The 25944-nt window shown below is 60.7% G+C and carries 30 protein-coding genes and 2 pseudogenes; 17 read left to right on the top strand and 15 right to left on the bottom strand.

Annotation, left to right across the window (positions count from 1 at the left end; all coding sequences use genetic code 11):
• The first annotated feature begins 1 nt into the window (after window position 1).
• From ASD12_RS06945 to ASD12_RS06925, 5 genes are read left to right on the top strand one after another with little or no spacing between them, the layout of a single operon-like run.
• Complete coding sequence (locus tag ASD12_RS06945; RefSeq protein ID WP_056583251.1) at window positions 2-1390, top strand: nitrous oxide reductase family maturation protein NosD; 1389 nt, start codon at window positions 2-4, stop codon at window positions 1388-1390.
• Window positions 1387-2304 carry an ABC transporter ATP-binding protein gene (locus ASD12_RS06940; RefSeq protein WP_056583249.1) on the top strand — a complete coding sequence of 306 codons (918 nt, stop codon included), beginning with the start codon at window positions 1387-1389 and terminating at the stop codon, window positions 2302-2304. The genes ASD12_RS06945 and ASD12_RS06940 overlap by 4 nt, the downstream gene beginning before the upstream one ends.
• Entirely contained in the window at window positions 2301-3131 is an 831-nt protein-coding gene (locus ASD12_RS06935; protein WP_056583247.1) for an ABC transporter permease, read from the top strand. The genes ASD12_RS06940 and ASD12_RS06935 overlap by 4 nt, the downstream gene beginning before the upstream one ends.
• Before the next feature lie 20 nt (window positions 3132-3151).
• Window positions 3152-3670 (top strand): nitrous oxide reductase accessory protein NosL, encoded by a 519-nt coding sequence (locus ASD12_RS06930; RefSeq protein WP_244482773.1) that lies wholly within the window; start codon window positions 3152-3154, stop codon window positions 3668-3670.
• A 1-nt stretch (window position 3671) separates the two neighbouring features.
• The gene (locus ASD12_RS06925; RefSeq protein WP_056583243.1) at window positions 3672-4667 is read left to right on the top strand and encodes an FAD:protein FMN transferase; all 996 of its coding nucleotides are present in this window, start codon (window positions 3672-3674) and stop codon (window positions 4665-4667) included.
• A 170-nt stretch (window positions 4668-4837) separates the two neighbouring features.
• Here ASD12_RS06925 and hemN read toward each other — a convergent pair whose 3' ends face one another.
• The 4 genes from hemN to ASD12_RS06900 all read right to left on the bottom strand — a co-directional run bounded on the left by hemN (window position 4838) and on the right by ASD12_RS06900 (window position 7793).
• The gene (gene hemN / locus ASD12_RS06920; RefSeq protein ID WP_056583416.1) at window positions 4838-6190 is read right to left on the bottom strand and encodes an oxygen-independent coproporphyrinogen III oxidase; all 1353 of its coding nucleotides are present in this window, start codon (window positions 6188-6190) and stop codon (window positions 4838-4840) included.
• Window positions 6191-6442: 252 nt separating this feature from the next.
• A complete protein-coding gene (gene fdxA, locus ASD12_RS06915) occupies window positions 6443-6784 on the bottom strand; it encodes a ferredoxin FdxA (RefSeq protein ID WP_056583241.1) in 342 nt (113 codons plus the stop codon).
• A gap of 9 nt (window positions 6785-6793) precedes the next feature.
• Entirely contained in the window at window positions 6794-7030 is a 237-nt protein-coding gene (locus tag ASD12_RS06910) for a hypothetical protein (protein WP_056583240.1), read from the bottom strand.
• Window positions 7031-7364: 334 nt separating this feature from the next.
• Window positions 7365-7793, bottom strand: a complete 429-nt coding sequence (locus ASD12_RS06900) for an Rrf2 family transcriptional regulator (protein ID WP_056583236.1) — start codon at window positions 7791-7793, stop codon at window positions 7365-7367.
• A gap of 252 nt (window positions 7794-8045) precedes the next feature.
• On the opposite strand from ASD12_RS06900, the gene ASD12_RS06895 reads away from it, so the two are divergent.
• The 5 genes from ASD12_RS06895 to ASD12_RS06875 all read left to right on the top strand — a co-directional run bounded on the left by ASD12_RS06895 (window position 8046) and on the right by ASD12_RS06875 (window position 10103).
• Window positions 8046-8300 carry a DUF2249 domain-containing protein gene (locus ASD12_RS06895; protein WP_056583234.1) on the top strand — a complete coding sequence of 85 codons (255 nt, stop codon included), beginning with the start codon at window positions 8046-8048 and terminating at the stop codon, window positions 8298-8300.
• Window positions 8301-8369: 69 nt separating this feature from the next.
• Window positions 8370-8708 carry a metal-sulfur cluster assembly factor gene (locus ASD12_RS06890; protein WP_056583233.1) on the top strand — a complete coding sequence of 113 codons (339 nt, stop codon included), beginning with the start codon at window positions 8370-8372 and terminating at the stop codon, window positions 8706-8708.
• A 41-nt stretch (window positions 8709-8749) separates the two neighbouring features.
• Window positions 8750-8959: a hypothetical protein gene (locus tag ASD12_RS06885; protein WP_156398544.1), complete on the top strand. Its 210-nt coding sequence runs from the start codon at window positions 8750-8752 to the stop codon at window positions 8957-8959.
• 332 nt (window positions 8960-9291) lie between these two features.
• Window positions 9292-9561, top strand: a complete 270-nt coding sequence (locus ASD12_RS06880; protein ID WP_056583229.1) for a hypothetical protein — start codon at window positions 9292-9294, stop codon at window positions 9559-9561.
• Between the two features lie 254 nt (window positions 9562-9815).
• On the top strand, window positions 9816-10103 hold the full coding sequence (locus tag ASD12_RS06875) for a DUF6522 family protein (RefSeq protein ID WP_056583227.1): 288 nt from the start codon (window positions 9816-9818) through the stop codon (window positions 10101-10103).
• A gap of 191 nt (window positions 10104-10294) precedes the next feature.
• On the opposite strand, the gene ric is transcribed toward ASD12_RS06875, so the two are convergent.
• Window positions 10295-11263: an iron-sulfur cluster repair di-iron protein gene (gene ric / locus ASD12_RS06870; protein ID WP_244482763.1), complete on the bottom strand. Its 969-nt coding sequence runs from the start codon at window positions 11261-11263 to the stop codon at window positions 10295-10297.
• A gap of 76 nt (window positions 11264-11339) precedes the next feature.
• Here ric and ASD12_RS35175 point away from each other — a divergent pair.
• Window positions 11340-11736, top strand: a pseudogene (locus tag ASD12_RS35175) (IS5/IS1182 family transposase); the annotation flags it as partial.
• A 41-nt stretch (window positions 11737-11777) separates the two neighbouring features.
• Here ASD12_RS35175 and mog read toward each other — a convergent pair.
• The 5 genes from mog to ASD12_RS06845 are packed head-to-tail and all read right to left on the bottom strand — an operon-like array spanning window position 11778 to window position 15419.
• Window positions 11778-12284, bottom strand: coding sequence for a molybdopterin adenylyltransferase (gene mog, locus ASD12_RS06865; RefSeq protein WP_056583223.1), 507 nt, complete (start codon window positions 12282-12284; stop codon window positions 11778-11780).
• A gap of 22 nt (window positions 12285-12306) precedes the next feature.
• Window positions 12307-13206 carry a U32 family peptidase gene (locus tag ASD12_RS06860; protein WP_056583220.1) on the bottom strand — a complete coding sequence of 300 codons (900 nt, stop codon included), beginning with the start codon at window positions 13204-13206 and terminating at the stop codon, window positions 12307-12309.
• Window positions 13207-13210: 4 nt separating this feature from the next.
• Complete coding sequence (locus ASD12_RS06855) at window positions 13211-14209, bottom strand: peptidase U32 family protein (protein ID WP_056583218.1); 999 nt, start codon at window positions 14207-14209, stop codon at window positions 13211-13213.
• Entirely contained in the window at window positions 14206-14754 is a 549-nt protein-coding gene (locus ASD12_RS06850) for an SCP2 sterol-binding domain-containing protein (protein WP_056583216.1), read from the bottom strand. Before ASD12_RS06850 ends, ASD12_RS06855 begins: the two co-directional genes overlap by 4 nt.
• Before the next feature lie 50 nt (window positions 14755-14804).
• Complete coding sequence (locus ASD12_RS06845) at window positions 14805-15419, bottom strand: hypothetical protein (RefSeq protein ID WP_244482775.1); 615 nt, start codon at window positions 15417-15419, stop codon at window positions 14805-14807.
• On the opposite strand from ASD12_RS06845, the gene ASD12_RS06840 reads away from it, so the two are divergent.
• The 3 genes from ASD12_RS06840 to ASD12_RS32835 are packed head-to-tail and all read left to right on the top strand — an operon-like array spanning window position 15332 to window position 17758.
• The gene (locus ASD12_RS06840; RefSeq protein ID WP_348271708.1) at window positions 15332-16885 is read left to right on the top strand and encodes a UbiD family decarboxylase; all 1554 of its coding nucleotides are present in this window, start codon (window positions 15332-15334) and stop codon (window positions 16883-16885) included. The two genes, ASD12_RS06845 and ASD12_RS06840, sit on opposite strands and share 88 nt — an antisense overlap.
• A complete protein-coding gene (locus ASD12_RS06835; protein WP_056583212.1) occupies window positions 16882-17466 on the top strand; it encodes a UbiX family flavin prenyltransferase in 585 nt (194 codons plus the stop codon). The genes ASD12_RS06840 and ASD12_RS06835 overlap by 4 nt, the downstream gene beginning before the upstream one ends.
• 37 nt (window positions 17467-17503) lie before the next feature.
• Window positions 17504-17758 carry a DUF2249 domain-containing protein gene (locus tag ASD12_RS32835; protein ID WP_082525283.1) on the top strand — a complete coding sequence of 85 codons (255 nt, stop codon included), beginning with the start codon at window positions 17504-17506 and terminating at the stop codon, window positions 17756-17758.
• A 61-nt stretch (window positions 17759-17819) separates the two neighbouring features.
• Here the strand turns inward: ASD12_RS32835 and ASD12_RS06830 are convergent, their stop codons facing one another.
• A complete protein-coding gene (locus tag ASD12_RS06830) occupies window positions 17820-18296 on the bottom strand; it encodes a plastocyanin/azurin family copper-binding protein (protein ID WP_056583412.1) in 477 nt (158 codons plus the stop codon).
• 152 nt (window positions 18297-18448) lie between these two features.
• Window positions 18449-18838 carry a hypothetical protein gene (locus ASD12_RS06825; RefSeq protein ID WP_056583209.1) on the bottom strand — a complete coding sequence of 130 codons (390 nt, stop codon included), beginning with the start codon at window positions 18836-18838 and terminating at the stop codon, window positions 18449-18451.
• Between the two features lie 319 nt (window positions 18839-19157).
• Here ASD12_RS06825 and ASD12_RS06820 point away from each other — a divergent pair, with 319 nt between their 5' ends.
• Both ASD12_RS06820 and ASD12_RS06815 read left to right on the top strand, forming a co-directional pair.
• Window positions 19158-20315 (top strand): NnrS family protein, encoded by a 1158-nt coding sequence (locus tag ASD12_RS06820; protein WP_056583206.1) that lies wholly within the window; start codon window positions 19158-19160, stop codon window positions 20313-20315.
• Window positions 20316-20513: 198 nt separating this feature from the next.
• A complete protein-coding gene (locus ASD12_RS06815) occupies window positions 20514-22016 on the top strand; it encodes a PAS domain S-box protein (protein WP_244482762.1) in 1503 nt (500 codons plus the stop codon).
• Window positions 22017-22457: 441 nt separating this feature from the next.
• Here the strand turns inward: ASD12_RS06815 and ASD12_RS34795 are convergent, their stop codons facing one another.
• The 3 genes and pseudogenes from ASD12_RS34795 to ASD12_RS06800 all read right to left on the bottom strand — a co-directional run bounded on the left by ASD12_RS34795 (window position 22458) and on the right by ASD12_RS06800 (window position 23695).
• Window positions 22458-22601 (bottom strand): hypothetical protein, encoded by a 144-nt coding sequence (locus ASD12_RS34795; protein ID WP_164482338.1) that lies wholly within the window; start codon window positions 22599-22601, stop codon window positions 22458-22460.
• Window positions 22602-22760: 159 nt separating this feature from the next.
• Window positions 22761-23221: pseudogene (locus tag ASD12_RS06805) on the bottom strand (Rrf2 family transcriptional regulator).
• A gap of 60 nt (window positions 23222-23281) precedes the next feature.
• Window positions 23282-23695, bottom strand: a complete 414-nt coding sequence (locus tag ASD12_RS06800) for a group III truncated hemoglobin (protein WP_244482761.1) — start codon at window positions 23693-23695, stop codon at window positions 23282-23284.
• Window positions 23696-24348: 653 nt separating this feature from the next.
• Between ASD12_RS06800 and ASD12_RS06795 the strand changes: the two genes are divergently transcribed.
• The gene (locus ASD12_RS06795) at window positions 24349-25884 is read left to right on the top strand and encodes an FAD-dependent oxidoreductase (RefSeq protein ID WP_056583200.1); all 1536 of its coding nucleotides are present in this window, start codon (window positions 24349-24351) and stop codon (window positions 25882-25884) included.
• Window positions 25885-25944 lie beyond the last annotated feature (60 nt).

Raw genomic sequence — 25944 nt, 5'->3', positions numbered from 1 at the left:
CATGTTCCGCGTCGTGAACCTGGCAGTGATGGGAATGGCGGCGTTTCTAGCCGCCATTCCCGGCTGCGCGGCCACCGCGGCCGAGATTGCCGTGCCTGCTGGTGCTGCGCCCATGCAGGCGGCGGTGGACGCCGCCGCGCCCGGCGACGTGCTGCGTCTTGCGCCGGGCGAGCATCGCGGGCCGGTCATCATCGCCAAACCGCTGACGTTGCAGGGCGACCCGGGCGCGTCGCTCAAGGGCAACGGACAGGGCAGCGTCGTTACGCTGCTGGCGCCCGATGCGGCTGTGCGTGGTCTTGAGATCGAAGGCTCCGGCATGGACCTCGACGCCATGGATGCGGGCGTGTTCGCCACCGAGACCGCGACGCGCGCCCAGATTGAGAACAATTCGGTCGTCGGCAACCTTTACGGCATCTATCTGCACGGGGCGCGCGACTCTGTGGCGCGCAACAATCGCATCGAGGGCCTGCGCGAGGGGCGAATCAGCCGGTCCGGCAGCGGGGTCTCGGTGTGGAACGCGCCGGGGGCGAAGGTCATCGGCAATGACATCCGCTTCGGCCGCGACGGCATCTTCGCCAACGCCAGCAGGAACAACGAATTCAAGGGCAACGCCTTCGCCAACCTCCGTTTCGGCGTCCACTACATGTACACCAACGACAGCGTGATCGCCGACAACGTATCGACCGGCAACATCGTCGGCTATGCAATCATGTATTCCAACGGCCTGAAGGTCACCGGCAATGTGTCCGACGGCGATCGCGACAACGGCCTCCTGCTCAATTACGCCAATGGTTCCGAGATCAGCGGCAATGTCGTGCGCGGCGGCCCGCAGCCGGCCGGCCGCTGGACAAGCAACGGGCAACGCTTCGTCGCGGATCAGGACCTGCCAGCCGGCGATGGTGCGGCGCCAGTCCTCGCTACGCCCTCGGGCATGCGCATAGGCCCGGAAAAATGTGTCTTCATCTACAATGCCAACAAGAACCGCTTCAGTGGCAACCTCTTCGAGGGTTGCGAGATCGGCGTGCACTTTACGGCGGGTTCCGAGGGCAACGCCATGACCGGCAACGCCTTCGTGCGCAACCGCAATCAGGTCAAATATGTCGGGACCCGCTCGCTCGATTGGTCGAGCGGCGGCCGTGGCAACTACTGGAGCGACAACCCGGCCTTCGACCTTGACGGCGACGGGGTTGCCGACAAGCCCTACCGGCCGAACGACATGATCGACAGGGTTCTGTGGCAGACGCCGGCGGCGAAGGTGCTGGTCAACAGCCCGGCCGTGCAGGTGATCCGCTGGGCGCAGGCGCGCTTCCCGGGAGTGTTTCCCGGCGGCGTGATGGACAGCCATCCGCTCATGTATCCCGACGGCATCGAGAAAAGGGGAAAGCCATGAGCTTCAACATCGAACTGGACGCGGTCGCCCGGCACTATGGTTCAGTCAAGGCGGTGGATGGTGTCTCCTTTTCGGCCGACGCAGGCGAGGTAGTCGCCCTCGTGGGCCACAACGGCGCTGGCAAGACCACGCTCATCAAGCTCATGCTCGGGCTTGCGCGGCCCACTTCCGGCTCGGTCTCCGTGCTCGGGCAGGACCCGGCCGACGGAGACGTGACTGTTCGCCGTCGTCTCGGCTATCTTCCCGAAAACGTCTCCTTCAATCCGGTCCTCACGGGTCGCGAAACGCTGCGCTTCTATGTCCAACTCAAGGGCCGCCGGCCAAAGGAGGCTGATGCGCTGCTGGAGCGAATCGGCCTTGCCCACGCCGCCGACCGACGCATCGGCACGTATTCCAAGGGAATGCGCCAGCGGCTGGGACTGGCGCAGGCGATGATCGGCAAGCCGGCGGTGCTTTTGCTGGACGAGCCGACCACCGGGCTCGATCCTGAACTGCGCCAGCAGTTCTATGGGATCGTGCGCGAGATGCAGGCGGCAGGCACGACCGTGCTTCTGTCTTCCCATGCGCTGAACGAGCTGGAAGGCAATGCCGGCCGAGTTGTTATCCTGGACGAAGGCCGAAAGATCGCCGACGGCTCGCTTGACGAATTGCGCCGTATCGCACGACTGCCGACGAGGATCCGCCTGACGTCTGGCGAGGGCGGCGCGCGGCGGCTGAGGGAATGGATGGGAGAGCCGAAAGGCCTCAGGCAGATCAACGGTCACATCGTCGAGATCGACGCCACGCCTGAGTACAAGGCTGCCTTCCTCCGCCGCGCCGCGGGCGAGGGCGCCCCCTTCGAGGATCTCGACATGGTGCCACCCGGCCTCGATGAACTCTATGCACATTTCCTCGCGGGGAGGGCATCCCAATGAAGACCATCCTGCTGCTCTCGGCCAAGGAGTTGCGCGAAGGCCTGCGCAACCGCTGGGTGATCGCCGCGACGGGGCTTCTGGCAGCTCTGGCGCTGACGCTCGTCTTCCTCGGCAGTGCGCCTGCCGGCACGGTCGGCGCCGGCGCGCTGGATGTCGTGGTGATCAGCCTCGCCAGCCTGACGATCTTCGTCGTGCCGCTGATTGCGCTGCTCATTTCCCACGATGCCATCGTCGGAGAGATTGAGCGCGGCACCATGACGCTGCTGCTTTCCTATCCGGTCCGTCGCCGTCAGGTGCTGCTCGGCAAGTTCCTGGGCCATCTCGGGATACTGGCCTTCGCCACCTGCGTCGGCTACGGGCTTGCCGCACTGGCGCTGGCGGCAACGGACAAGGGGATTGGCGGCGAAAGCTGGACGGCGTTCGCGACAATGACCGCGTCGTCGGTGCTGCTGGGCGCCGTCTTCGTGGCGATCGGTTATCTGGTCAGTGCGCTGGCGCGCGACCGCGGCACAGCCGCCGGCATTGCCATTGGCATATGGCTGGTCTTCGTGGTGATCTACGACATGGCTCTGCTGGGGATTCTGGTCGCCGACCAGGGCCACCACGTCAGCGGCGGCGCGCTGAATGCCCTGCTCCTGTTCAATCCTACCGATGCCTACCGCATCCTCAATCTCTCCGGCTCGAACGAGATCGCCGCTGCCTCGGGCATGGCCGGGAGCGTGCAGAGCGTCGCATTGGCGCCCCTGGCGCTGATCGCGGCGCTCGCGGCATGGGTCGCCGGGCCGATGGCGCTTGCCGCACTCGCCTTCTCACGGAGGGAACTGTGAAGCGACATCTGAAGATAGGTCTGCTCGCAAGCCTGCTCGTGCTCGGCGCCTGTCAGCGCACGCCAGAGGCGCCTCCGCCTCCCTTCGCCATGACGGAGGAGGCGATGGGCCGCTATTGCGGCATGAACATCCTCGAACATGCGGGCCCGAAGGGGCAGGTCATCCTCGCCCGATACGACGAGCCGATCTGGTTCTCCTCGGCGCGCGACACGATCGCCTTCACCATGTTGCCGGAGGAGCCCAAGGACATAAGGGCTATTTATGTTTCCGACATGGCCAAGGCGGCAAGCTGGGAGCAGCCCGGTGCGGACAACTGGGTTGACGCTCGCAAGGCCTTCTTCGTCGTCGGCAGCGATCGCAAAGGCGGCATGGGAGCGGCCGAAGCCGTGCCCTTCTCGACGGAGGCGGCGGCGAAGACCTTCGCTGGGGACCACGGCGGCAAGGTAATCGGCTTCGACGCTGTTCCGCGCGACTACATATTGGACGGGCAGGCCAGCGGCGGCGATACGTCTAAGCAGTCTGCCAGGGAGGTCGATTGACATGATTTCCGGAACGATGACCAGACGTCGCATGATTGCCATCAGTGCCGCTACGGTCGGCATGGCGCTACTGCCACCGCATGGTAAGGCAGCCCCAACGGCAGTGACTTGGCAGGGCGAGGCGATGGGGGCGCAGGCCTCGATCGTCATCCATCATCCCGATCGCGCCTTGGCACTGACGCTGATCAACGACGTGGTCGCGGAGGTGCGGCGACTGGAGCGTATCTTCAGCCTGTACTTGGACGATTCAGATCTGACGCACCTAAACCATCAGCGCTTTCTCATCGCGCCGCCGCGAGAGTTGGTGGACATACTTCAGCAGTGCCGTGATGTTTGGTTGCTCACCGGCGGCGCCTTCGATCCGACGGTGCAGCCGCTGTGGGAAGCCTATCGACGCCATTTCTCGACGCCCGGCGCCTCCGAAGCCGGACCTTCGAGGCAGCTTGTGCGTGAATGTCTCGGCTGCGTCGGCCTTGAAAATGTCACCTGCTCACCCGACCGGATAGAACTGTCGGAGCCGGGTGCGGCATTGACGCTTAACGGCATCGCCCAAGGCTATGTCACCGACAGGGTGGTGGATCTGCTGAAGGCCGGCGGCATCGAGCGCTCGATGGTGAACATGGGCGAAAGCCGCGCTATCGGTTCTGCTCCGGGCGACCGGCCGTGGCGTGTTGGCGTCTCCGACCCGCTCGATTCGGCCCAAATCCTCAAGATACTTGAAGTGGAGGATCGCGCGGTTGCCACGTCGAGCCCGTTCGGCTTCCGCTTCGACGCGGAGGGGAGGTTCAGCCACATCATCGATCCACGCAGCGGCGCGACGCCACAGCGCCATGCCAGCGTCACCGTGGTGGCCGGGCAGGCGGCGTTGGCGGATGCGCTGTCAACCGCCTTCAACCTGATGGACGCGGCCGCGATCGCGGCCTCCGTCCACGGCAATGCCGGCGTGGAGGTCCATACCCTGTCGCATGAAGGTGGATGGACTCGTATCAGGGCATGAGGAGGCGATCGGAAAGCAGGCCCAATTGCCCGGTTGGCGGCATTGAACACGGCGGACATCTCGATCTGTCCCACTCCGGCTGGGCGGATATCGCCGAATGGTGGTAGCGGCCAGCGCCAATGCGCTTGGCCTCCCTCACGCTCCGGATTCTCGCCTTAGATTGCCACCGCTCAGGCAGCCTGACTGTGGCCTCGGCTCGACCGATGGAGATAGGCGTCGAAGGCAGCCGCGGCGGCGCGGACCAGGAACCGATGATCACGCGGTACCCGGACGATGCCTTCGGCGACGTAGATGATGCCGTCATCGGCGAGTTCGGCAAGCCTTTGGTTGTCGGTGAGCAACCTGGCCGGATCAAATCCATGCCGGATGCAAATCTCCTGCACGTCGACCGTGAAGTCGCACATCAGACGCTCGATGATCTCCGCGCGCAGGCGGTCCTCGTCGGTTAGCCGGTAGCCCCTGGCGGTCGCCAGCCGCCCGGAAGCGATCGAACCGGCATAGAAGCCGAGGCCGACCTGGTTCTGGACATAGCCGTGACGGGTGTGACCGATGGCCGAGGCGCCGAAGCCGACCAGCGTTTCGCAATTGTCGGTGGTGTAACCCTGGAAGTTGCGCCGCAGTTTTCCCGTAGCCTGCGACCGCACGAGATCGTCGTTGGGCAGCGCAAAATGATCCAGCCCGACCTGGACGTAGCCAGCGCCAACGAGCGTACCGGCTATGGCAAGTGCCTGCTCCATGCGAGCGAGGCTGTCAGGCAGTGTCGCTTCCTCGATCATGCGCTGGTGCTTGTTGAACGACGGCACATGGGCGTAGCCGAAAACTGCAAGCCGGTCAGGCCGCATGGCGGCTGCGGTTTTGGCCGTGTCGATGCAGGATCGGACCGTCTGGTGAGGCAGGCCGTAGATCAGGTCGAAATTGATGCTGCCTACGCCGGACTGGCGCAGGCGGTCGACCGCCTCCACTGTTGTCTTCTCGCTTTGGATGCGGTTCACCGCTCTCTGGACCACCGGGTCGAAGCTCTGTACGCCCAGGCTGGCGCGGCCGACGCCCGCGCCACCCAACGCGCCCGCCATCTCGATCGTGAGCGTGCGCGGATCGATCTCGACCGCGATTTCGGCGGTCTCGGCCAAAACGAAGCGATCGCGAAGAAGATCCGTCAATGCTACGAAATCCGCTGGCGTGACGATGGTGGGGGTACCGCCGCCGAAGTGTACCCTGTCGACATGAAGTGGCTGCGCCGCCTGCGCGGCGACCATGTGAATCTCGTTGCGAAGCAGGTTCAGATATTCGACGATGGGCTGATCTTTGGCCGTGACGGTTGTGTGGCAGCCGCAATACCAGCACATCGAGCGGCAGAATGGGATATGCAGGTAGAGGGAGGCTGGAGCGCCTCGCGGCAGGTGCGACAGCCAGTTTGCATAGGTGTCAACGTCGACCGAAGGTGAGAACTCCGGCGAGGGTGGGTAGCTGGTATAGCGCGGCAGGCGCGCCTCACCATATTTTTGCAAAACAGACAATTTCACGACCTTCCTCGCCTCCGTTGAAGCATCGGACACTCGTGGATCTCCCGCCCGGCTTCTTTGCGAAATGCCAAATGTCTTGCATCTGGGAAGGCGATGCTGCGGAGCAGTTGTGCCCGCCATCGAGAGAGTGGCGACGCCGTGGCGAGTACAGAAATCGAAGCTGCGGGCCATTCCGGCTGCCACTGCCCGAGCGGTCGGCCGAGTTTCATTTGCCCGCATCGTCCGCGGCCATTGTCAGGGAAGGGCACCAAATCAGTCGCCCTCACCGGGTTTGGCGCTGAAATGTGCGTCGAACTTTCCGGGCATCCCGTCCCAGGCTTCCCCATCGGCCGGCGGTATTTTTTTGCGCGTTATGTTGGGCCAGGACGACGCATATTTGTGATTGAGCGCGAGCCAGGCCGGAGTGGCGGATGGGTCGGTATCCGGGAAGATTGCTTCCGCTGGACATTCGGGGACGCAGACGCCGCAGTCGATGCACTCGTCGGGATGTATGACGAGCATGTTATCGCCCTCGTAGAAGCAGTCCACAGGACACACTTCGACGCAGTCCATGTATTTGCATTTGATGCAATTGTCGGTGACGACATAGGCCATGCGAAATCCTCAGGCGGCAACCGGGCTCGGTCTTGCCGCGCGCGCGGTCTCGGCGCGAGCCACGGCAAGGGCTATCCAATCGCGGTAGAGGCCTTGATCCTCCCTGGAAAAGGACATGCGGCGCTTCATGTCGTCGAAAGTTTCACCAGGATGGCTCCCGTCATAATCCGCGCGAACCAAGGATTCGAGATAAGCGCGGTCCGCTGTATCCGCGGGCTGGACGAAATCGTGCGAATTGCTCAGCATGGCAATCTCCTTTCGGCTAGTTCAATATCCATCACTGCCTACGACCTGTCCTGCTCCAGCGCCCAAATTGCGCAGGGCGGGCAGTCGGCGCCACATTGTTCGATCGCTGAGAAGATCAGGCCGAGCCGCTCCTGGCGTGACAGGCCGCAGGTGAGGTCCGGGCGCGTCAACGCTGGCAAGAATCCTTGAAGGGTACGCAACGTGTGACCGATGAAAGTGGCTGGCAAGGTGATCACCATCAGGCTGGATAAAAGATATATCGTAAATGTATCTTTTTGAATATGACCCAGCAAGGGAAAACGCTGCGACCAGGTGAAGCGGGGGCGTCGCCCCCTTAGGCCGCCGGCTGGATGCCGAAGTCTTCGGGACTGAGCAGAAGGTCGGCCAAGGTGTAGCGGTCAAGCGTCCCGGAGAAGGCGGCGAGCGCCTCCTTCAGCATACCGCGCAGGCGACAACGCGGGGTGATCAGGCAGTTGTTTTCGCTTCGGAAGCATTCGACCAGCGCAAAGTCGGGCTCGGTCGCGCGCAATACGTCGCTCAATCGGATTTGCGCTGGCGGCCTGGCGAGCGCGAGGCCGCCAGAGCGACCGCGCACCGCCCTCAGGAACCCGGCGCGGGTCAGTTGGTTGGCCACCTTCATGAGGTGCGCGCGCGAAATTCCATAGACCTGAGCGGTTTCCTCGATAGTGACCAGCTGCCCGGCCCTGGCCGCGGCGTACATAAGCAACCGCAGCGAGTAGTCCGAGAAATCTGTCAGTCTCATCCAAAGCCCTCTTGCCAAACCCAATGCGCCATCTCGGCGATAAAACACCAGAAAGATGCGCCGCGGAGGTATCTTTTGCAAGGCGGGCAATTTTCGGAGTTTCTGCCAGGAGCGCTAAAACATACATTGACAATGTATCTTTATGCATCGATTATCGATGACCGTCGGTGCAGCGCAATTTGCCTCGGCACGGCGGCGACCTGGGTCAAGATTGGATCCGCCGCTCCTCACTGAAATCGAAGGAACGATTCAATGGCACTTACGACAGAAGCAGAAACGAACGAAATAGATGTCCGCAGCCTGGTGCCGATGCAGAGGCACCAGAAGATCTTCGAGCTTGTCGATCAGCTTGCGCCCGGCGGGAAGTTCATCCTCGTCAACGATCATGATCCCAAGCCCCTCTACTACCAGCTGGAGGCAGAACATCCGCACCAATTCTCCTGGACCTATCTCGAGAGGGGGCCGGTCTGGCGCGTCGAGATCGGTCGCCTCTCGAAGGCGGCGTGAGACAGGCATCGCAACCCGACAAGCCGCCCCCGGACTTTGCGTGGGCGGCGCTGCGGCAGGGACCGTGACATGACCGTTGGAGCAGAACCGCGGCTTAACGACGAGAAGGTCAAGGAGGCGCTTCGCCTCGTGATCGATCCGGAACTCGGCTACAACATCGTTGACCTGGGGCTTGTGTACGCTGTCCTGGTCAACGACGGCGGTGTCGTCAACATCGTGATGACCACAACGACACGCGGTTGCCCGGCCACCAACTACATGCAGGAGGGGGCCCGTGACGCCGCCTGGAGCGTTCCAGGCGTCGAATTCGTCGACGTTACCCTGACCTATGAGCCGCCCTGGTCGCCACAGAAGATGAGCATCGAAGCCAAGCGGCACCTCGGCATTGGCGATGATGGCGAGTGGTGAGCGACGTTCGGACTGCCTTGATCAAGTTCACGGAGGCCAGCATGGTGCAACAGGCGGATCGGATCGAAGGCATGGCGGATATCCTGGTCGCCAGCCTTGAATTACTGGCAAAGGCCGGACATACAGATACCGCCTGCCGCCTTGCCGGTCGGGCGTGTGCCCAACTGCGGGACATCGACGCGAGGCAATGGCAGAAGTTCAACGCGCTTCTGCATCGGTTGAGCAAACAGGTGCGTTGGGACGAGCCGTAGAGGGACTATCGCGCCTTTGCCGGAGAGTGGACAACGGTCGAGCCACTGAAAGCGATCCCATGAACAGGTCCGCTCAGGACGAAAGGCAGCAAGCGCGACACGAAAGCTCGCTGTTGCCCCATGCTTGTCGACGGCCTTATACTTATCGTCGTCGCCATGATCTTCGTCATCAGGTTAGCCTGACCCGACATGCCGATACGCGACAGGATGTCAGCGACTGGCCACTGCAGGCGAGCGCAGGGGGATTCAGGGGCGGGGGCAGCGTCACGCAACTTGAGGGCCTGTATTCTTATGTTGGCTAAGGCACAGAGTGAACCAAGCGCGGGTGTAATATGCTTGGGGATTTGATCGCCGCGCTGGACCAGCCAGAGGTGGTCGCCAGTGTCCTGTCGACTCTCCATCCCGAACTCGCCACAAAGGTCGCTGAACGCGCAGCACAAGCATCGATGTCCGTCGGGGACTTTTCAGCTGGAGCCGTGCGGACGTTTCTCGACGAAGCCGACGATGATCTCTGGTTCCAGCTTCTAACGCTGATGCGCAAATCAGAAGATCCCGGCCTTTCGGCTGTACAAACAATCTTGCAGTGGGTCGTGACCGCCTAGGCATCTTGCCGCTTCGATGCCCGTCCGCTCGTTCGTCGGCATGCGGGCCGCGCCGTCAGCTTCCGCGCGACATTCCAAGATTCCTTGTAATGTCGAATATTAAGATATATATTTAGTGTATCTTATGTCGGGAGGTGGCCGTGCGATGACCCACGGCCGTTGTGGGAATCGTTCCCGCCAGTGATCCTCCGGAATGGATCAGTTGCGGCTCCGGCCACGGTTCGTCAAAGGCTTTCTGATTCGCGGGTGGACCTATGCAAGTCGAGATCGACACGGACGAGATTCTCATCGACGCAAGATTGCTTGCCGATTTGCTACGTCTCGATCCAACGGCGGTGCACTCACTGCTGAGAACACAAGAGATTACATCTCTCTGTGAACGCGGGATTGGCGAGCACGAGGGCGAATATCGACTGAGCTTCTTCTACGGCAATCGCCGCGCGCGTGTGAGCATTGATGCCGCCGGCAACGTGTTACGGCGCTCGATGATCGACTTTGGCCAAGCTGTCCTACCGCGCCAATTGCATCGCTCAGGCCGATAGCGGACGGTGCCCATGCCCGTTGAAATGCGTGAACTAAGCCTCTTTTCATTCGCTTAAAAACAGACCGGTAGGCCAGTTGGCGTTAACGGCAACAGTGGCAGCACGGCGACTACCGGGTCCAGCGCCAAGCTTGTCAGTCGAAGATTCGCCAAGCGATTTACATTGCTGCAGTCGCTATCAACGTTGGGCGGCTAGGCACGGCTTTCCGTTGCCGCGAACCGCGGGAACAGGATGTTGTTCTCCAGGTGGATGTGCTCCATCAGGTCCTCGGCAAGCTGGGCCGTGCCGACGTACAGCGCCTGCCAGGAGCGGCAAGCTCCATCTGGCGTGGCGAAGTCATCGGTGAGGCTTTCGAGGAGCCGAAGCAAGGTCCCCTGGTCATCGTGCTCGTGCCGCAGTTCCGAAACCGGGATATCGAACTTGCCTTTGTCCCACTGCCGCATTGCCGGAAACAGAATAGCCTCTTCCTTGGCCATGTGCTGCTCCAGTGCGCTCTGCATCTGCCGTAACGCATCGGAAAGGCCGGCCGGCACCTTCGGATGCTCGCGATGCACCGCCTCAACCTTACGCGACAGGGCGATGAGCTCGGGCAGAGCGCGGCGGTGCGCCTCGTGGTAGCAGGCTTCGATGTGGTCGATCAGTTCATCGCTGTCCATCGCAGCTGGCGCGGCCGTGTCCCCGGCGCCGGTACCAAGCGCCTCCAGCGCGCGCTCAAGCTCGTCGGGATCGACTCCGCGCCGGTGCGCGGCGCCATCAAGGGTGAGATCGCCGTTGCAGCAGAAGTCGATCTTGAATTTGCGGAAAACGGCGGTGGCGCCAGGCAGCGTAGCGGCTATGTCGCCGACTGTGCGTTCCCATAATTCTGGACCTGGGAATTGGGTGTTCATAACGAAGCTCCATGCATTTTCAACACAACGGCTTTGAAACTCACAGCGAACTCTTCGCTCCGTCGCGAGGACGAAATAGTGCCAGCCGTTGGGACCATGAATTGTCCAGATAGAGGTCCTAGTCTTTGCGCTGGAACAAAGAGGGGCAAAATGCATTCCTTGCGCGCGTTCCTTAATCGGGCATGGATCGTTCATGTGTGGCGATGGCTGCCGTTTGTCTGCCGATTGCCCATCGAAGCGCGGAAGCACAAAGGTGGACAGCCAGGGGACCACGTCGGGTTCCACCGCGCACTACCGCCAAGATCCCAAGGCAGCAAGCTGTCTTCAAGCGCTAAACAAGGGGTCTGACGACCAGGCCGTTGGCCGTTCCCGCGGGGACCTGAGCACCATATGGGCCGTACGAGGTCTCTCCTGCCGGGTGCGCTTCATCCTGACCGCCGACCACCGGGGTTAGGCCGCAGGCTTATCCCTTGATCGACGGCGCGCCAAAGTCGTCATGGCCGACGCTGCCTAAGACGCCGATCGCCTGCGCCAAGTGATCGCAGACAAAGACGCCGTGGCTGCATCCCAAGACAACCGTCGCGGACTCAAAGATACCCTGTCGACGTTCACATTGCGCCTAACCCCACCTGATCGGATGTTGCTTCTCAAAGCTCAACAGTTCCGACGCGTCGCAACTCGCTTGAGAAAACAGCAGGGAACTTGCTGCGGTCGCTCTCGCAGCTACTATCCTATGGATCAGATAACTGTCCACAACTCCAAATCTAAAGGCCATATCGGCGCGAGATCATCCGAGCATCGCTGGATCCGCTATGATTGGCGCTGCTCCTATCAGTTCGAGACAGTACGGCACGGCAGGAAATACGGAGTTCAGACACACGTCGATCGACGCCGGTTTACCGGGCAGGTTTATGATCAGCGAACGACCGCGCACTCCAGCTGTTTGACGTGAAAGGATGGCTGTGCCGACGTGCCGCGAACTGGCCCGCCGCATGAGTTCGCCAAAACCGGGAAGCTCCTTCGTGATGACCTGCTGCATGGCTTCGGGAGTAAGATCCCTCGGAGAAGGGCCGGTTCCTCCCGTTGTTAGGATCAGATCAACTCCGCCCTGGTCGCAAAGCTCAACAAGCACATCCCGAACACTCTCGAGACCATCGGGGATAATGCGACGGATGAAAGCGCAGGGTGTCGTCACGACACGGCGAAGCCAGCGCTCGATGGCAGGCCCGCCAAGATCTTCGTAGTCGCCGCGGCTTGCACGGTCCGACACCGTGATGATTGCAATCTGGGTCATTTTTTCCGTTCGAAATCCGTCTTCAGATCGAAGCGGTTGTTTGCCATCCGGGCTTGCCAAGGGCGTATCCGTCGACCAGCCTACCGGGCAGATCGAGGCACGAAAGGATAAAGCGGGCACCCTTGGGATCCTCTCTCCCATCGGCAAGCGCTCTATAGGTCTTCGCCACCTCGACCATGTCGCACGTGTGCGGAGACAAGCGGATACGCCGGACGCTTCTGGAGGTGACATCCGCGGGTGCCGGGCAGAAGGCGTGCACCTGGTTGGAGAGCGTCTGCACGCCATTGATCGCGAGAAACTGCTGGTCGTCGAGCGTGTCGACGGCAAGACCATCCGGGTCTCGTTCGCAGATAAACTGACAGGAATCCTTGTGAAGGCCGTTGATGCGCGCGTGATAGCATCGGCCGGAAAGCGCGAGCGGCAGCCGACCGAAGACGAAAATCTCGAATTCCGCCTCGGGACATACGCCGGCCATGGCGCCGACGGCGGCGAGCGACAATTCCACGGGTGGGCATATCGTTGTGGCACCGCGCTGGATCAGGAACCGCGCGGAAGCCTCATTGTAGACGTTCAGGAACGGACCGGTCACGAAGGGCTTGCCGGAGCGTGACGGCAGGGCGGTGACATCGTTGATCTCCACCAGCCGCTCGTCGGTGCAGAGATCCGCGATGCTTCTGCGCTCTCGAACGGTTGCCGGCGCCGCCAGCGTGGACAGCACCACTTCCTTTCCCGCACTCTCGAGGCGTTCGATGATCTCAGGCCATGCCGGGTCGGAAAACGGCATCCGCTTGCCGCATACGACTTCGCCGACATGGACGCGGTCGATCGGAGCCTCGTTTGCTATCCTGCGGTAGAAGTCCAAGAGGCGGTCGGGCGACCAGTGGAAGAACACCGGCCCAAGCGTCAACGCAATTGCGGACAAGTTGCTATCTCCACTTCTTGCTGTACGCTCCTGCCGTCTGCCGGGACCCTTCCGACTGACCGGCAAGGATCCGATCGATCTCGATCGCGTCGCCACCTTGCCCGACGGCGTCGACGGCCTTCCGGAAGGCATGGACCACTTCCGTAACGTAACCTTTGCCGCGCTGGCGTCCTTCGATCTTCAAGGCGGTTACGCCGGCGGCTTTCAGCCCGGCAATCATCCCGCCGGCGTTCAGGCTGACGGGATCCTCGAACAAATAGGAGGTCTTTCCGCCGGCTTTGAATTTGCCTTTGCATAAAGTGGGGTAGCCCACTGGCTCGCCAGGCTCGTAGCGGTCGATCGTGAACCCTGAAAGCCGTGCCGCCGTGCTGTTCGGCTCGTCGTCGTAACTCACCATTTCGGGTGGCGAACAGACGCCATTCAGATTTGGTGATTTTCCTGTCGCGTATGAAGAGAGATAGCATCGGCCTTCGATCATCACGCAAAGGCCGCCGAACACGAATGCTTCCGTTTCCACTTCGATCGCACGGTTGAGCGCCGCGATCTCCTGAACAGAAAGCACCCGCGGCAGGACGACGCGACGGATGCCGAAACTGGTCGCGTAGAATCCGATTGCTTCTGGCGTCGCGGCCGCTGCCTGTACGGAGAGATGAAGACGAACTTGCTTGTGGTTTTTCGCGACGTGATCGAGGACGGCGATGTCCGCCGCGATGATCGCGTTTGCGCCGCATTCAGCCGCCGTGTCCGCGGCCTTCTTCCACAGGTCGACATCATTGACCCGCGCGAAGGTGTTGATAGCGACCAGAACCTTGCTACCGTGGTCATGCGCGAAGCGGACGCCCTCGGCCAGTTCTTCCCTGGAGAAGTTGAGTCCCGGGAAATTCCGGGCATTCGTTTCGTCGCGAAATCCGCAATAGACTGCGTCCGCGCCTGCCTGGACGGCTGCCCTCAACGTAGCGGGGGTTCCGGCCGGGCAGACAAGTTCCATGCGTCCGCTTTTCATGCCACTGGTGCCTTGCGTCTGGAGTTGCGATCGGCCATTTGGCGTGCGACGCTCAATGCGCCGAGAATGCCCGTATCGGCGAAACGAGCTAGAAAGCCACGCAGGCCGAGTAAGTCCGCGGGGCTAAGCTCGGCGTCCTCGATTGTGTTCCTCAGCGCGAGCACCGCCTCCGTGCGGCCGCTGATCGAGATGATCCGGCTGAAGAAAAGCGCATCGCCATCCAGCGTGCCGTCGAGCAGGCTCAACAGTGTCAGAATAGGTCCCCTGATCTGGACGCTTGATGTCGCGGCCTCACTTTTCCTGACGACACGAACGATCGAGCGCTCCGCGTCCGGCACGACGGTAAATGCGAAGGCGAGGTCGACCGGGTCGATGAAATAGCAAGCTGTTCGATGTTCGCCGAGGCGCTCGAACAATCGAGGCTGTCGCCCGGCCAAAGAGCGCAAGGACAGCGTGAGCAGCGGCCCGAGTGGCAAGCCGGCGAAGGCCGGGAAAAGATGGCGAACGACCGCCGGCAATCTCGGTTCCGTGTTTCCCGCCACCATTCAGTGCATCCTTTCCATATGGGGGTCGCTCAAGCGGATTTCGCGGCGGATTACGTGCGGGGTCCGTTCTCGAGCAGATCTGCGAAATTCTGGCTGTTCGGACAGAAATCCTGATAGTGACTTTCGAAATCGAAGGCGGCCAGTTGGCTATGACACTGACGACGATGCTGGCAGGTGATGCAGATGCGTGACATGAAACGGTGCGCTTGCAGCGATTGGAAACTGTCCGGATCGATGCCGGCTGAACGCATCGCCGAAGAAAGCAGGTCTTCCGAGGCGTATGGCAACCGCATGGCATCGTCGAATTCGCTTCGCGATAGACCGATGTCATTCAAGATGCCTGTGCACTCATCCAAACCCATTGCCCAGAATTCTCTTGTCGCTGCCCTGCTCCGCCGGCGATCCGCAAGAAGGGAAATTACGGACCGCCAAGCTTCGACAGTTTCGCTGATGAGATTGCCTGCCATGTGAAATCCCTTCGCCTCGATCGCCTTCCTCGGAAATGATGTGAGAAGGGAAAATAGAGGGGACGGATCGTTCGCTCTTTGCGCAAGCGCAAAGTTCTTCGTCAGCCCTGATGGCAAAATTAGTCGCCGACGAACCGGTCGGGCCGGATTTCGCCATGCATCACCGCTGCCTTCCCTTGTTTTCAGATCTCGACTCATTTCTTTCGTTCCTCGATCGGAACGGGCAGCTTCGTGAGGTTGGCGTGCCTGTTTCGACAAGGCTTGAACTGACCGAGATACATAGGCGCGTGATTGCCTCGAAAGGCCCGGCGCTCCGCCTTACGGCGCCTCTCGACGATCGCGGCGTCAGGTCAGCCTTTCCAGTCGTCGCAAATCTTTTCGGCACCCGGGAACGTGTAGCTTGGGGCCTTGGCACCGACCTTCATGGTCTAGAAACCCTCGGCGCGCTCCTTGCGTGGATGAGATCGCCTCAGGCCCCGCAGAACCTTCGTCAGGCCCGACAGATGTTGCCTATGGCGCGGGGTGCACTCGTGGCGCGGCCGAAGATCGTCTCCCCGCCTAGAGAGTGGCGAGACGCCGATCCAGATTTTTCGCTTCTTCCCGTCCAGACTTGTTGGCCGGGAGACGCCGGCCCCCTGATAACGTGGCCCGTGGTTATCACTCGCCCGCCTGGCGAGGACGACCCGAGCACATACAATCTGGGCATATACCGGATGCAGGTGCTAGCCCGCGATCGTGCGATCATAAGATGGCTTCCCATGCGAGGCGGAGCAGCACACCATCGTATTTGGCAGGCGAGGGGTCTTGAGATGCCGGTGGCGGTCGTCATCGGGGCGGACCCCGCCACGTTGATCGCGTCGGTGATGCCGGCGCCCGAAGGCGTCTCGGAACTCGCACTGTCCGGGATGATCAACAATCGCCGGGTCGGATTGGCGTCCTGCAAGAGCATCATGCTTCACGTGCCAACCAGTGCGGAAATCGTGCTTGAAGGTGTCGTCTCTCCAGCAGAGACAGCGCTGGAGGGACCCTTCGGCGATCACACCGGATATTATAACGCGCCGGAACGATACCCCGTATTCAACCTCAAGCGAGTCCGCGTCCGTGACGGGGCAAATTACCTGACAACGTTCACCGGGCGCGCGCCCGACGAGCCCTCGGTCCTCGGCGAGGCGCTGCTCGATGTCTACAAGCCGCTCCTGCGCCAACAAATACCGGAAATCGTCGACGTGTGGCTTCCGCCGGAAGCCTGCTCCTACAGGATTGCCGTTATCTCGATCGCCAAGAAGTACGCCGGACAGGCCAGGCGCGTGATGATGGGGTTCTGGTCCCTATTGCCACAATTCTCGATGACCAAGATGGTCGTCGTGGTTGACGACGACATCGACATTCGATCATGGCCGGACGTGATGTGGGCGGTCGCCACCCGCATGGATCCTTCGCGCGATCTGATGCAGGTGGATAGGACTCCTATCGACCAGCTCGATTTCGCGTCACCGCTCGAAGGACTTGGAGGAAAGATCGGATTCGATGCGACGCGCAAGATTGGATCCGAGACATCTCGCGAGTGGGGAAAGGAGCTGAGGATGTCAGCTACTATCGAGGAGCAGGTGTCCCAACGATGGAACGAGTTTTTTTCGCAGACGACCGCTCAGGGGCAACAATGACCAAACGGCTGATAATCGGTGTCACAGGTGCATCCGGCTCCGTGCTCGCGCTGGAAACCATTCGTCAACTGGTCAGGGCCGGGGTGGAGACTCATCTCGTCGTCTCCAAGGGGGCGCGATTGGCCATCCCTCATGAGCTCGGCACCGATGGCCTTGCCCAACTGACCTCCCTCGCCAACCACGCTTATTCCTATCAGGACTTGGCTGCACCCATCGCCAGCGGCTCTTTCAGAATGGATGGCATGATCGTCGTTCCCTGTTCGATGCGGACCTTGGCGGCTATGGCACACGGTTTAGGCGACAACCTTCTCACCAGGGCCGCCGATGTCAGCTTGAAGGAAAAGCGCCGGCTGGTCATCGTGCCGCGCGAGGCGCCGCTCCATGAAGGGCACCTCGACGCGATGCTGAGACTAGCACGGATGGGGGCAGTCATCGCACCGCCAGTACCGCCGTTCTATGTCAAGCTGGCCTCGATTGAGGAAATGGTCGTCGAGATGGCTGCCCGGCTGGTCGGCTGGGCGGGCGTCGACCCGGGCGACAAGCTCACGCGTTGGGGCGAAAAGAAAGTCGCCGCCGCGTGATCGTCCTGATGGATTGGCTCAACGGATAAGGATTGCGATGAATTTCCTGCAGCCGAAAGGCGCGACATATGACGTACGGAAACTTCCACCTGAAAGGAAGCAGTCCGCCGTCTTGTCAATGTTCGACGGACTCAAACCCGGTCAGACATTCGTGGTCGTTCTCGATTTTGATCCCGACAAACTCAGGCGTCAGTTCGGAGCCTTCTTTGCTGGCGAACACATCTGGGTTTGCCTTAGACCGGGGCCACCAGAATGGCTGATCGAGATAGGAAGACCTCGACCTGCGCAGTGATGTCGAACTCTACGAAAAGAGGTCGCACACGCCGATCGACCTGATCTGGTTACCTCGGGACTCAGTTGGCGGTGACCTTGAGGGCCCCCTTCATTCCAAGCTCGTAATGACCCGGTATCAGGCAGGCGAAGTCGAACCGGCCGGCGCTGGTGAAGGTCCAGACGATCTCACCTTTTCCCTGGGGACCGACGCGGATTGCATTGAGGTCGGCATGTTCCATGTCGGGAAGCCTCTCCATCCCGGCCCTATGCTCCATCACCTGCTCATGCGTATCCATGACAAATTCGTGGTCGTATTCGCCTTCATTGGTGAAGGCCAGACGCACCGTCTCGCCCTTTTTCACGGTGACTGAAACCGGATCGAACGCCATTGATCCATCTTCGTTCTCGACCATGCTGATCGCGATGGTACGGTCTGCTTTGGCGTTCATGCCCGGGTGACCGATAATCATCATTTCATGGCCGTCATGAGTGCCGGAATGCATTCCCGCCGCAAGCGCCGGCGCGGCGAAGAGGATCATGGCGACTGTCGGCATCATGCATTTCTTCACGCGATTTCTCCTTTGCGAAATGTGTTGAGTTTCACTCATGCCGGAGGTGGCCGCAGGCTCTGTTCGGACCGCGATCGACGATCCCCGGAACAGGATCGGTAGGGACGCCTGCAGCCTCGCCAGCTCTTGCGGTTGATCACCTATGGCCTGGTCGGCACCGCCGACAAACTGAGTTGCCGCATTGAGAAGGCACCTTCCTTTGCAGTGCTCGCGATATCGTCAAACAGGAGTGCGAGATCCATGTAGACGCTGCGATCCCGTTCGGCTGCGCCCATTTCATCGAGATCCTGCAAGAAGAAGAGAATGGCTTCTATGCGCTCGCGTTGACTGCGGGCATTGGCAAGATGTTCGCGTGCCGCGCGCCGGACTTCCAGAGCCGTAAATCGCGCCAGCGTCTCGTCGAGCCTGGAACGGCACTTGCAGTCGAGTCGGGCGTCCTTGATCAAATTTGCCAACCGACCGATAACGGCCACGTCGGCAAAGCTCCGGGTGCCGCCATCAATGCTACTCAATGGAACGTTCTGCTTCATATCTTCTTCGCTCCTATCGCACGGCCAATCAAATCTGCCGGCGTCCGGTTTAGCCGTCAGCACACCGCAAGGCAGACGTTTCGCGGCCGGTCGCAACGCGAACAGACGCAGCCCGCCTTTCCAGTTGGCCGACCGGTCCCGAAAATTGTTTTTGACTATAATCGACCATTTTGCAGCCTGTTTGCGCTGGAGCAAACACGGAGATCGATCATTGACGGTATTGCCGTTGGATTGAGTTTTTTCCGACCGCCGATTTTTGGGAGTTGCGAAGCGGAACGAGGATGTCGTGTCAGTTATCTCCCTCTAGAGGAATTGTTGCATGGCTGCTGACCGGAGTGTGCCCGCTTTCGATGCGAAGCGGATGTCGGTACCGTTTCGGCCTTTCTTTCTCATCGCGGGATTGGACGCGATCGTAGGGGCGGCGGTCTGGCTGCCCTCAGCGTTCGGAATGCCGGCCATGGGCTCGACCGGGATTTCTCCCGGCGATTGGCATCGTGACGTGCTTCTGTTCGGGATGGTTCCAGCCATCCTGACTGGTTTTCTGTTGACGGCTCTCCCCCGATGGACAGGACGTCGTGCAGTGTCGCCGCTCACCACGCATTTGCTGGTCGCTCTATGGCTGTGCAGCCGGGGGACTTTCCTGTTCCTGTCGCATCCGGCCGGGCTTGCCCTCTCGGCGTTGTTGGTCCTGACGCTCCTCTTGATCGCGGCGGGACATGTGATCGCCAGCCGGGATCGCCGCAACCTGAAGATAGTATTTCTGCTGCTTATCTTCTGTGGCAGCAACGTGCTCACGGCAGCGTCCTACCAGGTAGAATTTGCACTGCGACTAGCCCTGGCTGCGATCATCGGCCTCCTCATGGTCATCGGAGGACGGGTCGTGCCGGCTTTGACCATGGCTTACGTCGAAAGCGTCGACGGCCGGATCTTCATCGATCGCTCCGCTGTTCTTGAGTACGCGGCAGCGGTCGTGGCGGCATGCGCCCTTGGTTCGTGGGTTGTTGCGCCGCAGGCACAATTCACCGGCCTTGCCTGCGCCTTTGCCGCCTGCAGTCAGGTGATGCGAGTCGCCCAGTGGAAAGGATGGCGAATGGTGGCGTCGTCGTCAGTTCTCGCTCTTCATATTGGGTACGTCTGGATCACCGTCGGTTTCGGGCTTCTGACGATCCACATTTTCGCCCCTGCAAGGCTAGGGGAGGCTGTTGCCGTTCATGCCTGGACGATCGGCGCCATCGGCACAATGGCTCTCGCCATCATGGCGAGCATGATCCGCAAGCACAGCCGCCGCGCCTTCGAGACCTCGGTTCTTGCGACTGGTGCGTTCGTAGCGATGACAATTTGCTGCCTGTCGCGCCTCCTGGTCGAATTTCTGCCCGTCTACGGCGTCGCTTTAACGAGCCTTGCAGGCATGTTGTGGGTTGCCGGCTTCGGCCTGTTTCTCATGGCTTTCCGTACAATGCTCATGCCGCGCATATGAGGCAACGTGCCTGTGCGAGCGTACGATCGAGAACTACCTGCCGGGCCAAACCGTCGGAATCCTTTGACGGATGTCCGCCGGGTTCCGTCAGAAGCCAAGTTGTTTGATCTTGAGCAACGTTCCTGGCGAGATTCTGCTTCATTAGGACGGCCTGTACAGCTTTGATGTGGCAGCCTGAGGGTCTCGATGACCACGAGAATGAACCGCATCCAGGACCCGTTGTCGCTGGCTGAGGCGGCAAAGCAGCGCTTGATCGGTAGCGCGATGAGAAGGCGGATTTCGGGCTATACGCTCGCAGCGGGGCTCGTCTTTGCCGCGTTCGTGATCCGGCTTGCCCTGTCGCACTCCTTGGGTGTCAACGCCCCATTCCTGTTCTTTCTGCCGACTGTAGTCATCGCGGCAGCGGTCGGCGGGTTCAGTCCGGGATTACTGGCGGCCCTTTTAGGATTCGTTGGAGGCATGGTGTTCGTGCCCTTGTATGACGGCGTTGATTTCGCCGAGGGCGTCAACGTCGCTGCCTATTGGGGGATATGCGTGTTGCTGGCGTGGTTCGGACAGCGGCTCCATAGCGCCCAAGAACGGGCGAAGACGCGCGCCGACGAACTCGCTGCCCGTGAGGCGAATCTACGGTCGATCCTTGAAACCGTGCCGGACGCAATGGTCATCGCCGGCGAACACGGTGTCATCGAGTCCTTCAGCAGGACGGCGGAACAGCTGTTCGGCTATGCCGCGGAGGAGGTCGTCGGCCGGAGCGTGTCCATCCTAATGCCGTCTGTCGTCCGCGGCGAGCACGACAGCTACATCCAGCGATACCTGGCGACTGGACGAAGGCATGTCATCGGAAAGGGGAAGACCGTTACGGCCGAGCGCAAGGACGGGAGCATTTTCCCAATCGAGCTTGTCGTCGGAGAGGTGGCCAGTGGAGATATGCGGTTTTTCACGGGCTTCATCAGGGATTTGACGGAGCGGCGGAAGGACGAGGCCCGCATGCAGGAACTGCAGGCAGAGCTGGTTCACGTCTCTCGCCTGAGCGCCATGGGGGAAATGGCCTCAAGCCTGGCGCACGAAGTGAACCAGCCGCTTTCGGCCATTGTGAACTACCTCAGCGGAGCTCGCCGTCTGCTGTCCGATCCGTCAATGAAGAACCTGCCGCTCATCGAGACGGCTTTCAAAGATGCGGCTGACCAGGCGCTGCGGGCCGGCGACATCATCAGACGGCTGCGCCAATTCGTGTCGCGAGGTAAGGTGGTGCATCAGGGCGACAGCCTGTCCGAGATTGTCGGCGACGCGGTCGGGCTGGTTCTCGTCGGAAGCCATGGGCAGAATGTCGCCTTGCGTATCGACCCGTTGGCAGACCGTGTCGTCTGCGACCGGATACAAGTGCAACAAGTCCTGGTGAACTTGATGCGCAACGCGATCGAAGCGATGCAGGGTTCTGATCGTAAGGAACTCGCAGTCGCATCCACGCCAGCGCAGCGGGACATGGTGGAAGTCAGCGTGTCAGACACTGGCCCGGGCCTGCCGGAAGATGTGGCGCAGCGCCTGTTCGAGCCCTTCGTGACCAGCAAGCCGACCGGAATGGGGGTCGGTCTATCCATCTGCCGGACCATCGTTGAGAGCCATGGCGGGAGGATCTGGTCGGAACAGCGTCCAGAGGGCGGTTGCGTCTTCCGGTTCACGCTGCCCCAGGAATCCTGTTGACGTTGTGGATGTCCGTACGCCCTATCTTCCAATGGAAGTGAAGTCCGATCCGCGAGCACTGACCGAGTTGCTCCGCAAACTCCCACCTCACGCCGAGCGCACCGGATACGACGGTCGCCATCTCCAACTGGCACTGGCATGAACTTAAACGGGTCGGATTGCCGTTGTCTTCATTGATGCTCGACATGCGAAGGGGGTGCTTTCAGTTCGAGTGAGCAAAAGTGATGAGAACGATGCCCTCGGCCTAAGAGACAGGGCGAGACCTCGGTGGCCTTCAAAAAACGCCCCACAGGCCAATCGGGCCGAACGCGCGATTCCCTGCAAACCCCTCTCTACGGAAGATCGTTGATCTTTTCCGAATAAACCGAAGAAGACTGGTCTTTCCAACTCCGAACATCGGGCTCGCCGACTATCCACCGCATCGCTAATTCCGAAAATAGTCTAGACAAACATCATGACGATGATCGCGCCGATGACGATCAGAACAAGCCCTCCGATCAGCATCGGCAACAGACTGTTGTCCGGGTCGATACCAGATTCAAACTGTTTTGTTACCGTCTCTTCGTTCTTCTTTGGTTCAACCATGGCTCATCTCCATCCGAGGAAAAGCGGCATGCGTCCGGTAAAGGGGCAGCGCCTGCGTAGGTGACTGTGACGGCCGTCTGCTCCGTCTTCAAATCGATCCGGTGCTCTTGATTCTTCGCGGCGCAACATTTTGTCTCCGATCAAAAGGAGAGGTCGACCTTACCCGCCGCTTTGCGCCACGCCGGAAACTTGGGGTGGTGACGGCCTGCCGAGGAAATCTTGAGGCATCAGTGCGACGTCGGCCAGCGTGTAGAGGTCAAGGATGCTGTGGAAGGAGGCTATCGCGTCGCCAAACATGCTTGAAAGCTTGCAAGAGTCGGTGAGCACGCATTGGTTCCCGGTGGCAAAGCACTCCACAACCGCGAAATCCGGCTCGGTCAGCCGTATGACATCGCCGATCCGGATCATCTCGGGCCGGAGCCCAGAACAAGGCCGCCGGAACGGCCGCGCACCGCCTTCAGATAGCCGCCGCGAGTCAGGGTGTTGGCGACTTTGTTGAGGTGTGTCTTCGACACCTTGAAGATGCGGGCAGTCTCCTCGATCGTGATCAGGCGATCACCAGCGCAGGCGGCGTACATCAGCATCCTCAAAGCATAGTCCCAGAAGTTGGTCAGCCTCATGGGCGGTTCCTCTCTTGGGTTGGCGCGCCGTCACCGGAACCACTCACAACCAATTCGTCATCACAGGTCTTTCTCGGCAATCGGTTCGATGCCAATCGTGGTCTCGCCGCGACTGAAGGCGACTGCAAGACGAAAGCTGTGAGCGATGCGCAGCGCGCGATCGATGAACAGCGCCGCGACGTCGGGCGGGCAGATGCCATGCACCGTGGCGCGAAACAATTTAAGCCAACGGCGGAAATGCACCTCGCCAAGACCAGCTATCGCCAGGTGTGGCGGCAGTGGCCGCCCTTGATATCGGGCCGTCCGCAACAGTGTCGCCGACCAGAAGTCACACATCTTTGCCAGATGATGCGGCCACTCGTCGGGCTGTATCCTCTGCTGGAAGATAGGACCGAGAAGTTCATCGCGGCGAATCCCATCGTAGAAGCCGTGAACCACATTATGGATCATGGTCTCGTCAAGCAGATCCGGCAACGGGACGCCGTCAATGATGATCGTTCTCTTGCTCCGACTGTTCCCGCTCATGTGCGCGCTCCCATTTCCGCAAGGCCAAGGCGGCTTTTGGCATCACGCCAGACACATCCAGACTGCCACACGGGTTCGGTTCTCATTGTGTTTGGCAATAGACTCGAGCAAGCATCCCAACTAAAACATACATTGTCAATGTGTGTTTTAGAAACACGATCATGACGGTGGACGCAAATGCATTTCGGCAAGGCTTGCGTTGAACCGCACTCTGCTGAAGGCCGAGGCTCATTCGGAGTGCTCATGGCATTGGCAGGTTGGGCATTCCGCATGGAGCGCCATCACCCCTCTCGATGCCAAACAGGCCGCGATCACATCACAGGCGCCGATATCGAGGCCGGGCCACCGACGGTGCTCCGAACCTTGCCAGACACCCGCTCACCGACGGGCCTCTTTCTGGCGCAAGAGGGGGCAAGCGATCCTGTAGATGCGCCGGACCGCCTGTTCCTATCATTAAATTTGCACGCAACCGCCGATTAAATTCGTTTGCACGATGTCGGGAATAGCGAGAAGCTACCGTTGAACTCAAAGATTACCTGAAGAATTCCCGCTTCTCGATTGCAGAGGACGTCTCCGATCCTGGATCCTCAAGGGAGAAGGCAATGACCCAAGACCAAAGCAAGCCGACCGGACCGGATCTGTTCCGGGGCATCGCGTTGTCCGATCTTCCCGATGGTGCAAAGCTTGTCGGTCATTGCGGCGACGAGCAGGTTTTGTTGGTGCGTCGCGGGGCCGAGGTCTTCGCCATTGGCGCGACATGCACACATTACGGTGGGCCGCTCGCTGACGGTCTTGTGGTGGAGGATACCGTCCGGTGTCCCTGGCATCACGCGTGTTTCGATTTACGCACAGGCGAAGCCTTGCACGCCCCTGCCTTCAACCCACTCGCTTGCTGGTCGGTGGAAGAACGCGATGGTCGACTATTCGTGGGCGAGAGGCGCAAAAGGACGGCTCCAGAACGGCGTGATGCAAGCTCAGGCAAGGTTCCAGAGAAAATCGTTATTGTCGGCGGCGGGGCAGCTGGTTTCGCAGCCGCCGAAACACTGCGGCGCGAACAGTACCAGGGCAGCATCGTCATGATCAGCGATGACCAAGCGCCTCCCGTCGACCGACCGAATCTCTCCAACGACTACCTCGCCGGAAAGGCACCGGAGGATTGGATTCCGCTCCGCGGGGAGAAGTTCTACTCAAAAAACGACATCGACCTGCGTCTCAATACGAAGGCCGTTCACATCGACCTGCATTCCAGCGAGGTTGTCCTCGCGGATAAAGGCACGGTTCCTTACGACAGGCTGCTGTTTGCCACGGGGGCCGAACCGGTGCGCCTCACCATTCCCGGCGCCGACCAGCCACACGTTCACACGCTGCGCTCGTTCGCGGATTGCAAGGCGATCATCGAGCGAGCGACGATTGCGCGCAGCGCCGTCGTGCTTGGCGCCAGTTTCATAGGCCTGGAGGTTACCGCGGCCCTGCGCTCGCGCGGTATCGACGTTCATGTCGTGGCGCCGGATAAACGACCCATGGAACGGGTCCTCGGTCCGCAAATGGGCGACTTCATCCGCGCACTCCACGAGGAGAATGGCGTCGTATTCCATCTCGGGGACACCGCGAGTAGCATCGATGGTAGCAGGGTTAACCTCACCAATGGTGGTACGTTGACGGCGGACCTCGTCGTCGCTGGCATTGGCGTGCGACCGCGGATCGGGCTCGCCGAGAAGGCCGGGCTGGTCGTTGACCACGGCGTTGTTGTGGACGCTTTTCTGGAGACGAGCGAGCCAGGGATCTTCGCGGCCGGCGACATTGCGAGATGGCCAGATCCTCACAGCGGCGAGAACATTCGCGTCGAGCATTGGGTGGTTGCCGAGAGACAGGGGCAGACTGCGGCTCGGAACATGCTCGACCATCGGGAGAAATTCGCGGCCGTGCCGTTCTTCTGGAGTCAGCATTACGACGTTTCCATCAACTATGTCGGTCATGCCGGGCAATGGGATGAGATCGCGGTCGATGGAGACATCACAGCCAAGGATTGCCTGCTCCACTTCAAACGCGCAGGGCGCACACTGGCTGTCGCCTCGATCTTTCGCGACATCGAAAGTCTAGAGGCCGAAGTGGAAATGGAGCGCCAAATGGCAAATTAGCAAGCACTCTCGGGCACCGGAGAGCGTAGCCAGTATGACGGAACGGTGTGCCATCGCGAC

It is taken from the genome of Mesorhizobium sp. Root102 (assembly GCF_001425625.1).
GTDB lineage: Bacteria > Pseudomonadota > Alphaproteobacteria > Rhizobiales > Rhizobiaceae > Mesorhizobium.
Note: the sequence above shows the minus strand (reverse complement) of the source record. Positions and strands in the feature narration are given on the sequence as shown.

Excerpts from the sequence above, each read along its gene's own strand:
- ASD12_RS06830 (WP_056583412.1), bottom strand. The coding sequence starts at position 18,296 with ATGATGCCGACAGTCGCCATGATCCTCTTCGCCGCGCCGGCGCTTGCG.
- fdxA (WP_056583241.1), bottom strand. The coding sequence starts at position 6,784 with ATGGCCTATGTCGTCACCGACAATTGCATCAAATGCAAATACATGGAC.
- ASD12_RS06850 (WP_056583216.1), bottom strand. The coding sequence starts at position 14,754 with ATGGTGGCGGGAAACACGGAACCGAGATTGCCGGCGGTCGTTCGCCAT.
- ASD12_RS06795 (WP_056583200.1), top strand. The coding sequence starts at position 24,349 with ATGACCCAAGACCAAAGCAAGCCGACCGGACCGGATCTGTTCCGGGGC.
- ASD12_RS06815 (WP_244482762.1), top strand. The coding sequence starts at position 20,514 with ATGAACCGCATCCAGGACCCGTTGTCGCTGGCTGAGGCGGCAAAGCAG.
- ASD12_RS06855 (WP_056583218.1), bottom strand. The coding sequence starts at position 14,209 with ATGAAAAGCGGACGCATGGAACTTGTCTGCCCGGCCGGAACCCCCGCT.
- ASD12_RS06840 (WP_348271708.1), top strand. The coding sequence starts at position 15,332 with ATGGCAAAATTAGTCGCCGACGAACCGGTCGGGCCGGATTTCGCCATG.
- ASD12_RS06880 (WP_056583229.1), top strand. The coding sequence starts at position 9,292 with ATGCTTGGGGATTTGATCGCCGCGCTGGACCAGCCAGAGGTGGTCGCC.
- ASD12_RS06910 (WP_056583240.1), bottom strand. The coding sequence starts at position 7,030 with ATGCTGAGCAATTCGCACGATTTCGTCCAGCCCGCGGATACAGCGGAC.
- ASD12_RS06835 (WP_056583212.1), top strand. The coding sequence starts at position 16,882 with ATGACCAAACGGCTGATAATCGGTGTCACAGGTGCATCCGGCTCCGTG.
- ASD12_RS06935 (WP_056583247.1), top strand. The coding sequence starts at position 2,301 with ATGAAGACCATCCTGCTGCTCTCGGCCAAGGAGTTGCGCGAAGGCCTG.
- ASD12_RS34795 (WP_164482338.1), bottom strand. The coding sequence starts at position 22,601 with ATGGTTGAACCAAAGAAGAACGAAGAGACGGTAACAAAACAGTTTGAA.
- ASD12_RS06845 (WP_244482775.1), bottom strand. The coding sequence starts at position 15,419 with ATGAGTCGAGATCTGAAAACAAGGGAAGGCAGCGGTGATGCATGGCGA.
- ASD12_RS06890 (WP_056583233.1), top strand. The coding sequence starts at position 8,370 with ATGACCGTTGGAGCAGAACCGCGGCTTAACGACGAGAAGGTCAAGGAG.
- ASD12_RS06825 (WP_056583209.1), bottom strand. The coding sequence starts at position 18,838 with ATGAAGCAGAACGTTCCATTGAGTAGCATTGATGGCGGCACCCGGAGC.
- ASD12_RS06895 (WP_056583234.1), top strand. The coding sequence starts at position 8,046 with ATGGCACTTACGACAGAAGCAGAAACGAACGAAATAGATGTCCGCAGC.
- mog (WP_056583223.1), bottom strand. The coding sequence starts at position 12,284 with ATGACCCAGATTGCAATCATCACGGTGTCGGACCGTGCAAGCCGCGGC.
- ASD12_RS06900 (WP_056583236.1), bottom strand. The coding sequence starts at position 7,793 with ATGAGACTGACAGATTTCTCGGACTACTCGCTGCGGTTGCTTATGTAC.
- ASD12_RS06875 (WP_056583227.1), top strand. The coding sequence starts at position 9,816 with ATGCAAGTCGAGATCGACACGGACGAGATTCTCATCGACGCAAGATTG.
- ASD12_RS32835 (WP_082525283.1), top strand. The coding sequence starts at position 17,504 with ATGAATTTCCTGCAGCCGAAAGGCGCGACATATGACGTACGGAAACTT.
- ASD12_RS06885 (WP_156398544.1), top strand. The coding sequence starts at position 8,750 with ATGGTGCAACAGGCGGATCGGATCGAAGGCATGGCGGATATCCTGGTC.
- ASD12_RS06820 (WP_056583206.1), top strand. The coding sequence starts at position 19,158 with ATGGCTGCTGACCGGAGTGTGCCCGCTTTCGATGCGAAGCGGATGTCG.
- ASD12_RS06940 (WP_056583249.1), top strand. The coding sequence starts at position 1,387 with ATGAGCTTCAACATCGAACTGGACGCGGTCGCCCGGCACTATGGTTCA.
- ASD12_RS06945 (WP_056583251.1), top strand. The coding sequence starts at position 2 with ATGTTCCGCGTCGTGAACCTGGCAGTGATGGGAATGGCGGCGTTTCTA.
- ASD12_RS06925 (WP_056583243.1), top strand. The coding sequence starts at position 3,672 with ATGATTTCCGGAACGATGACCAGACGTCGCATGATTGCCATCAGTGCC.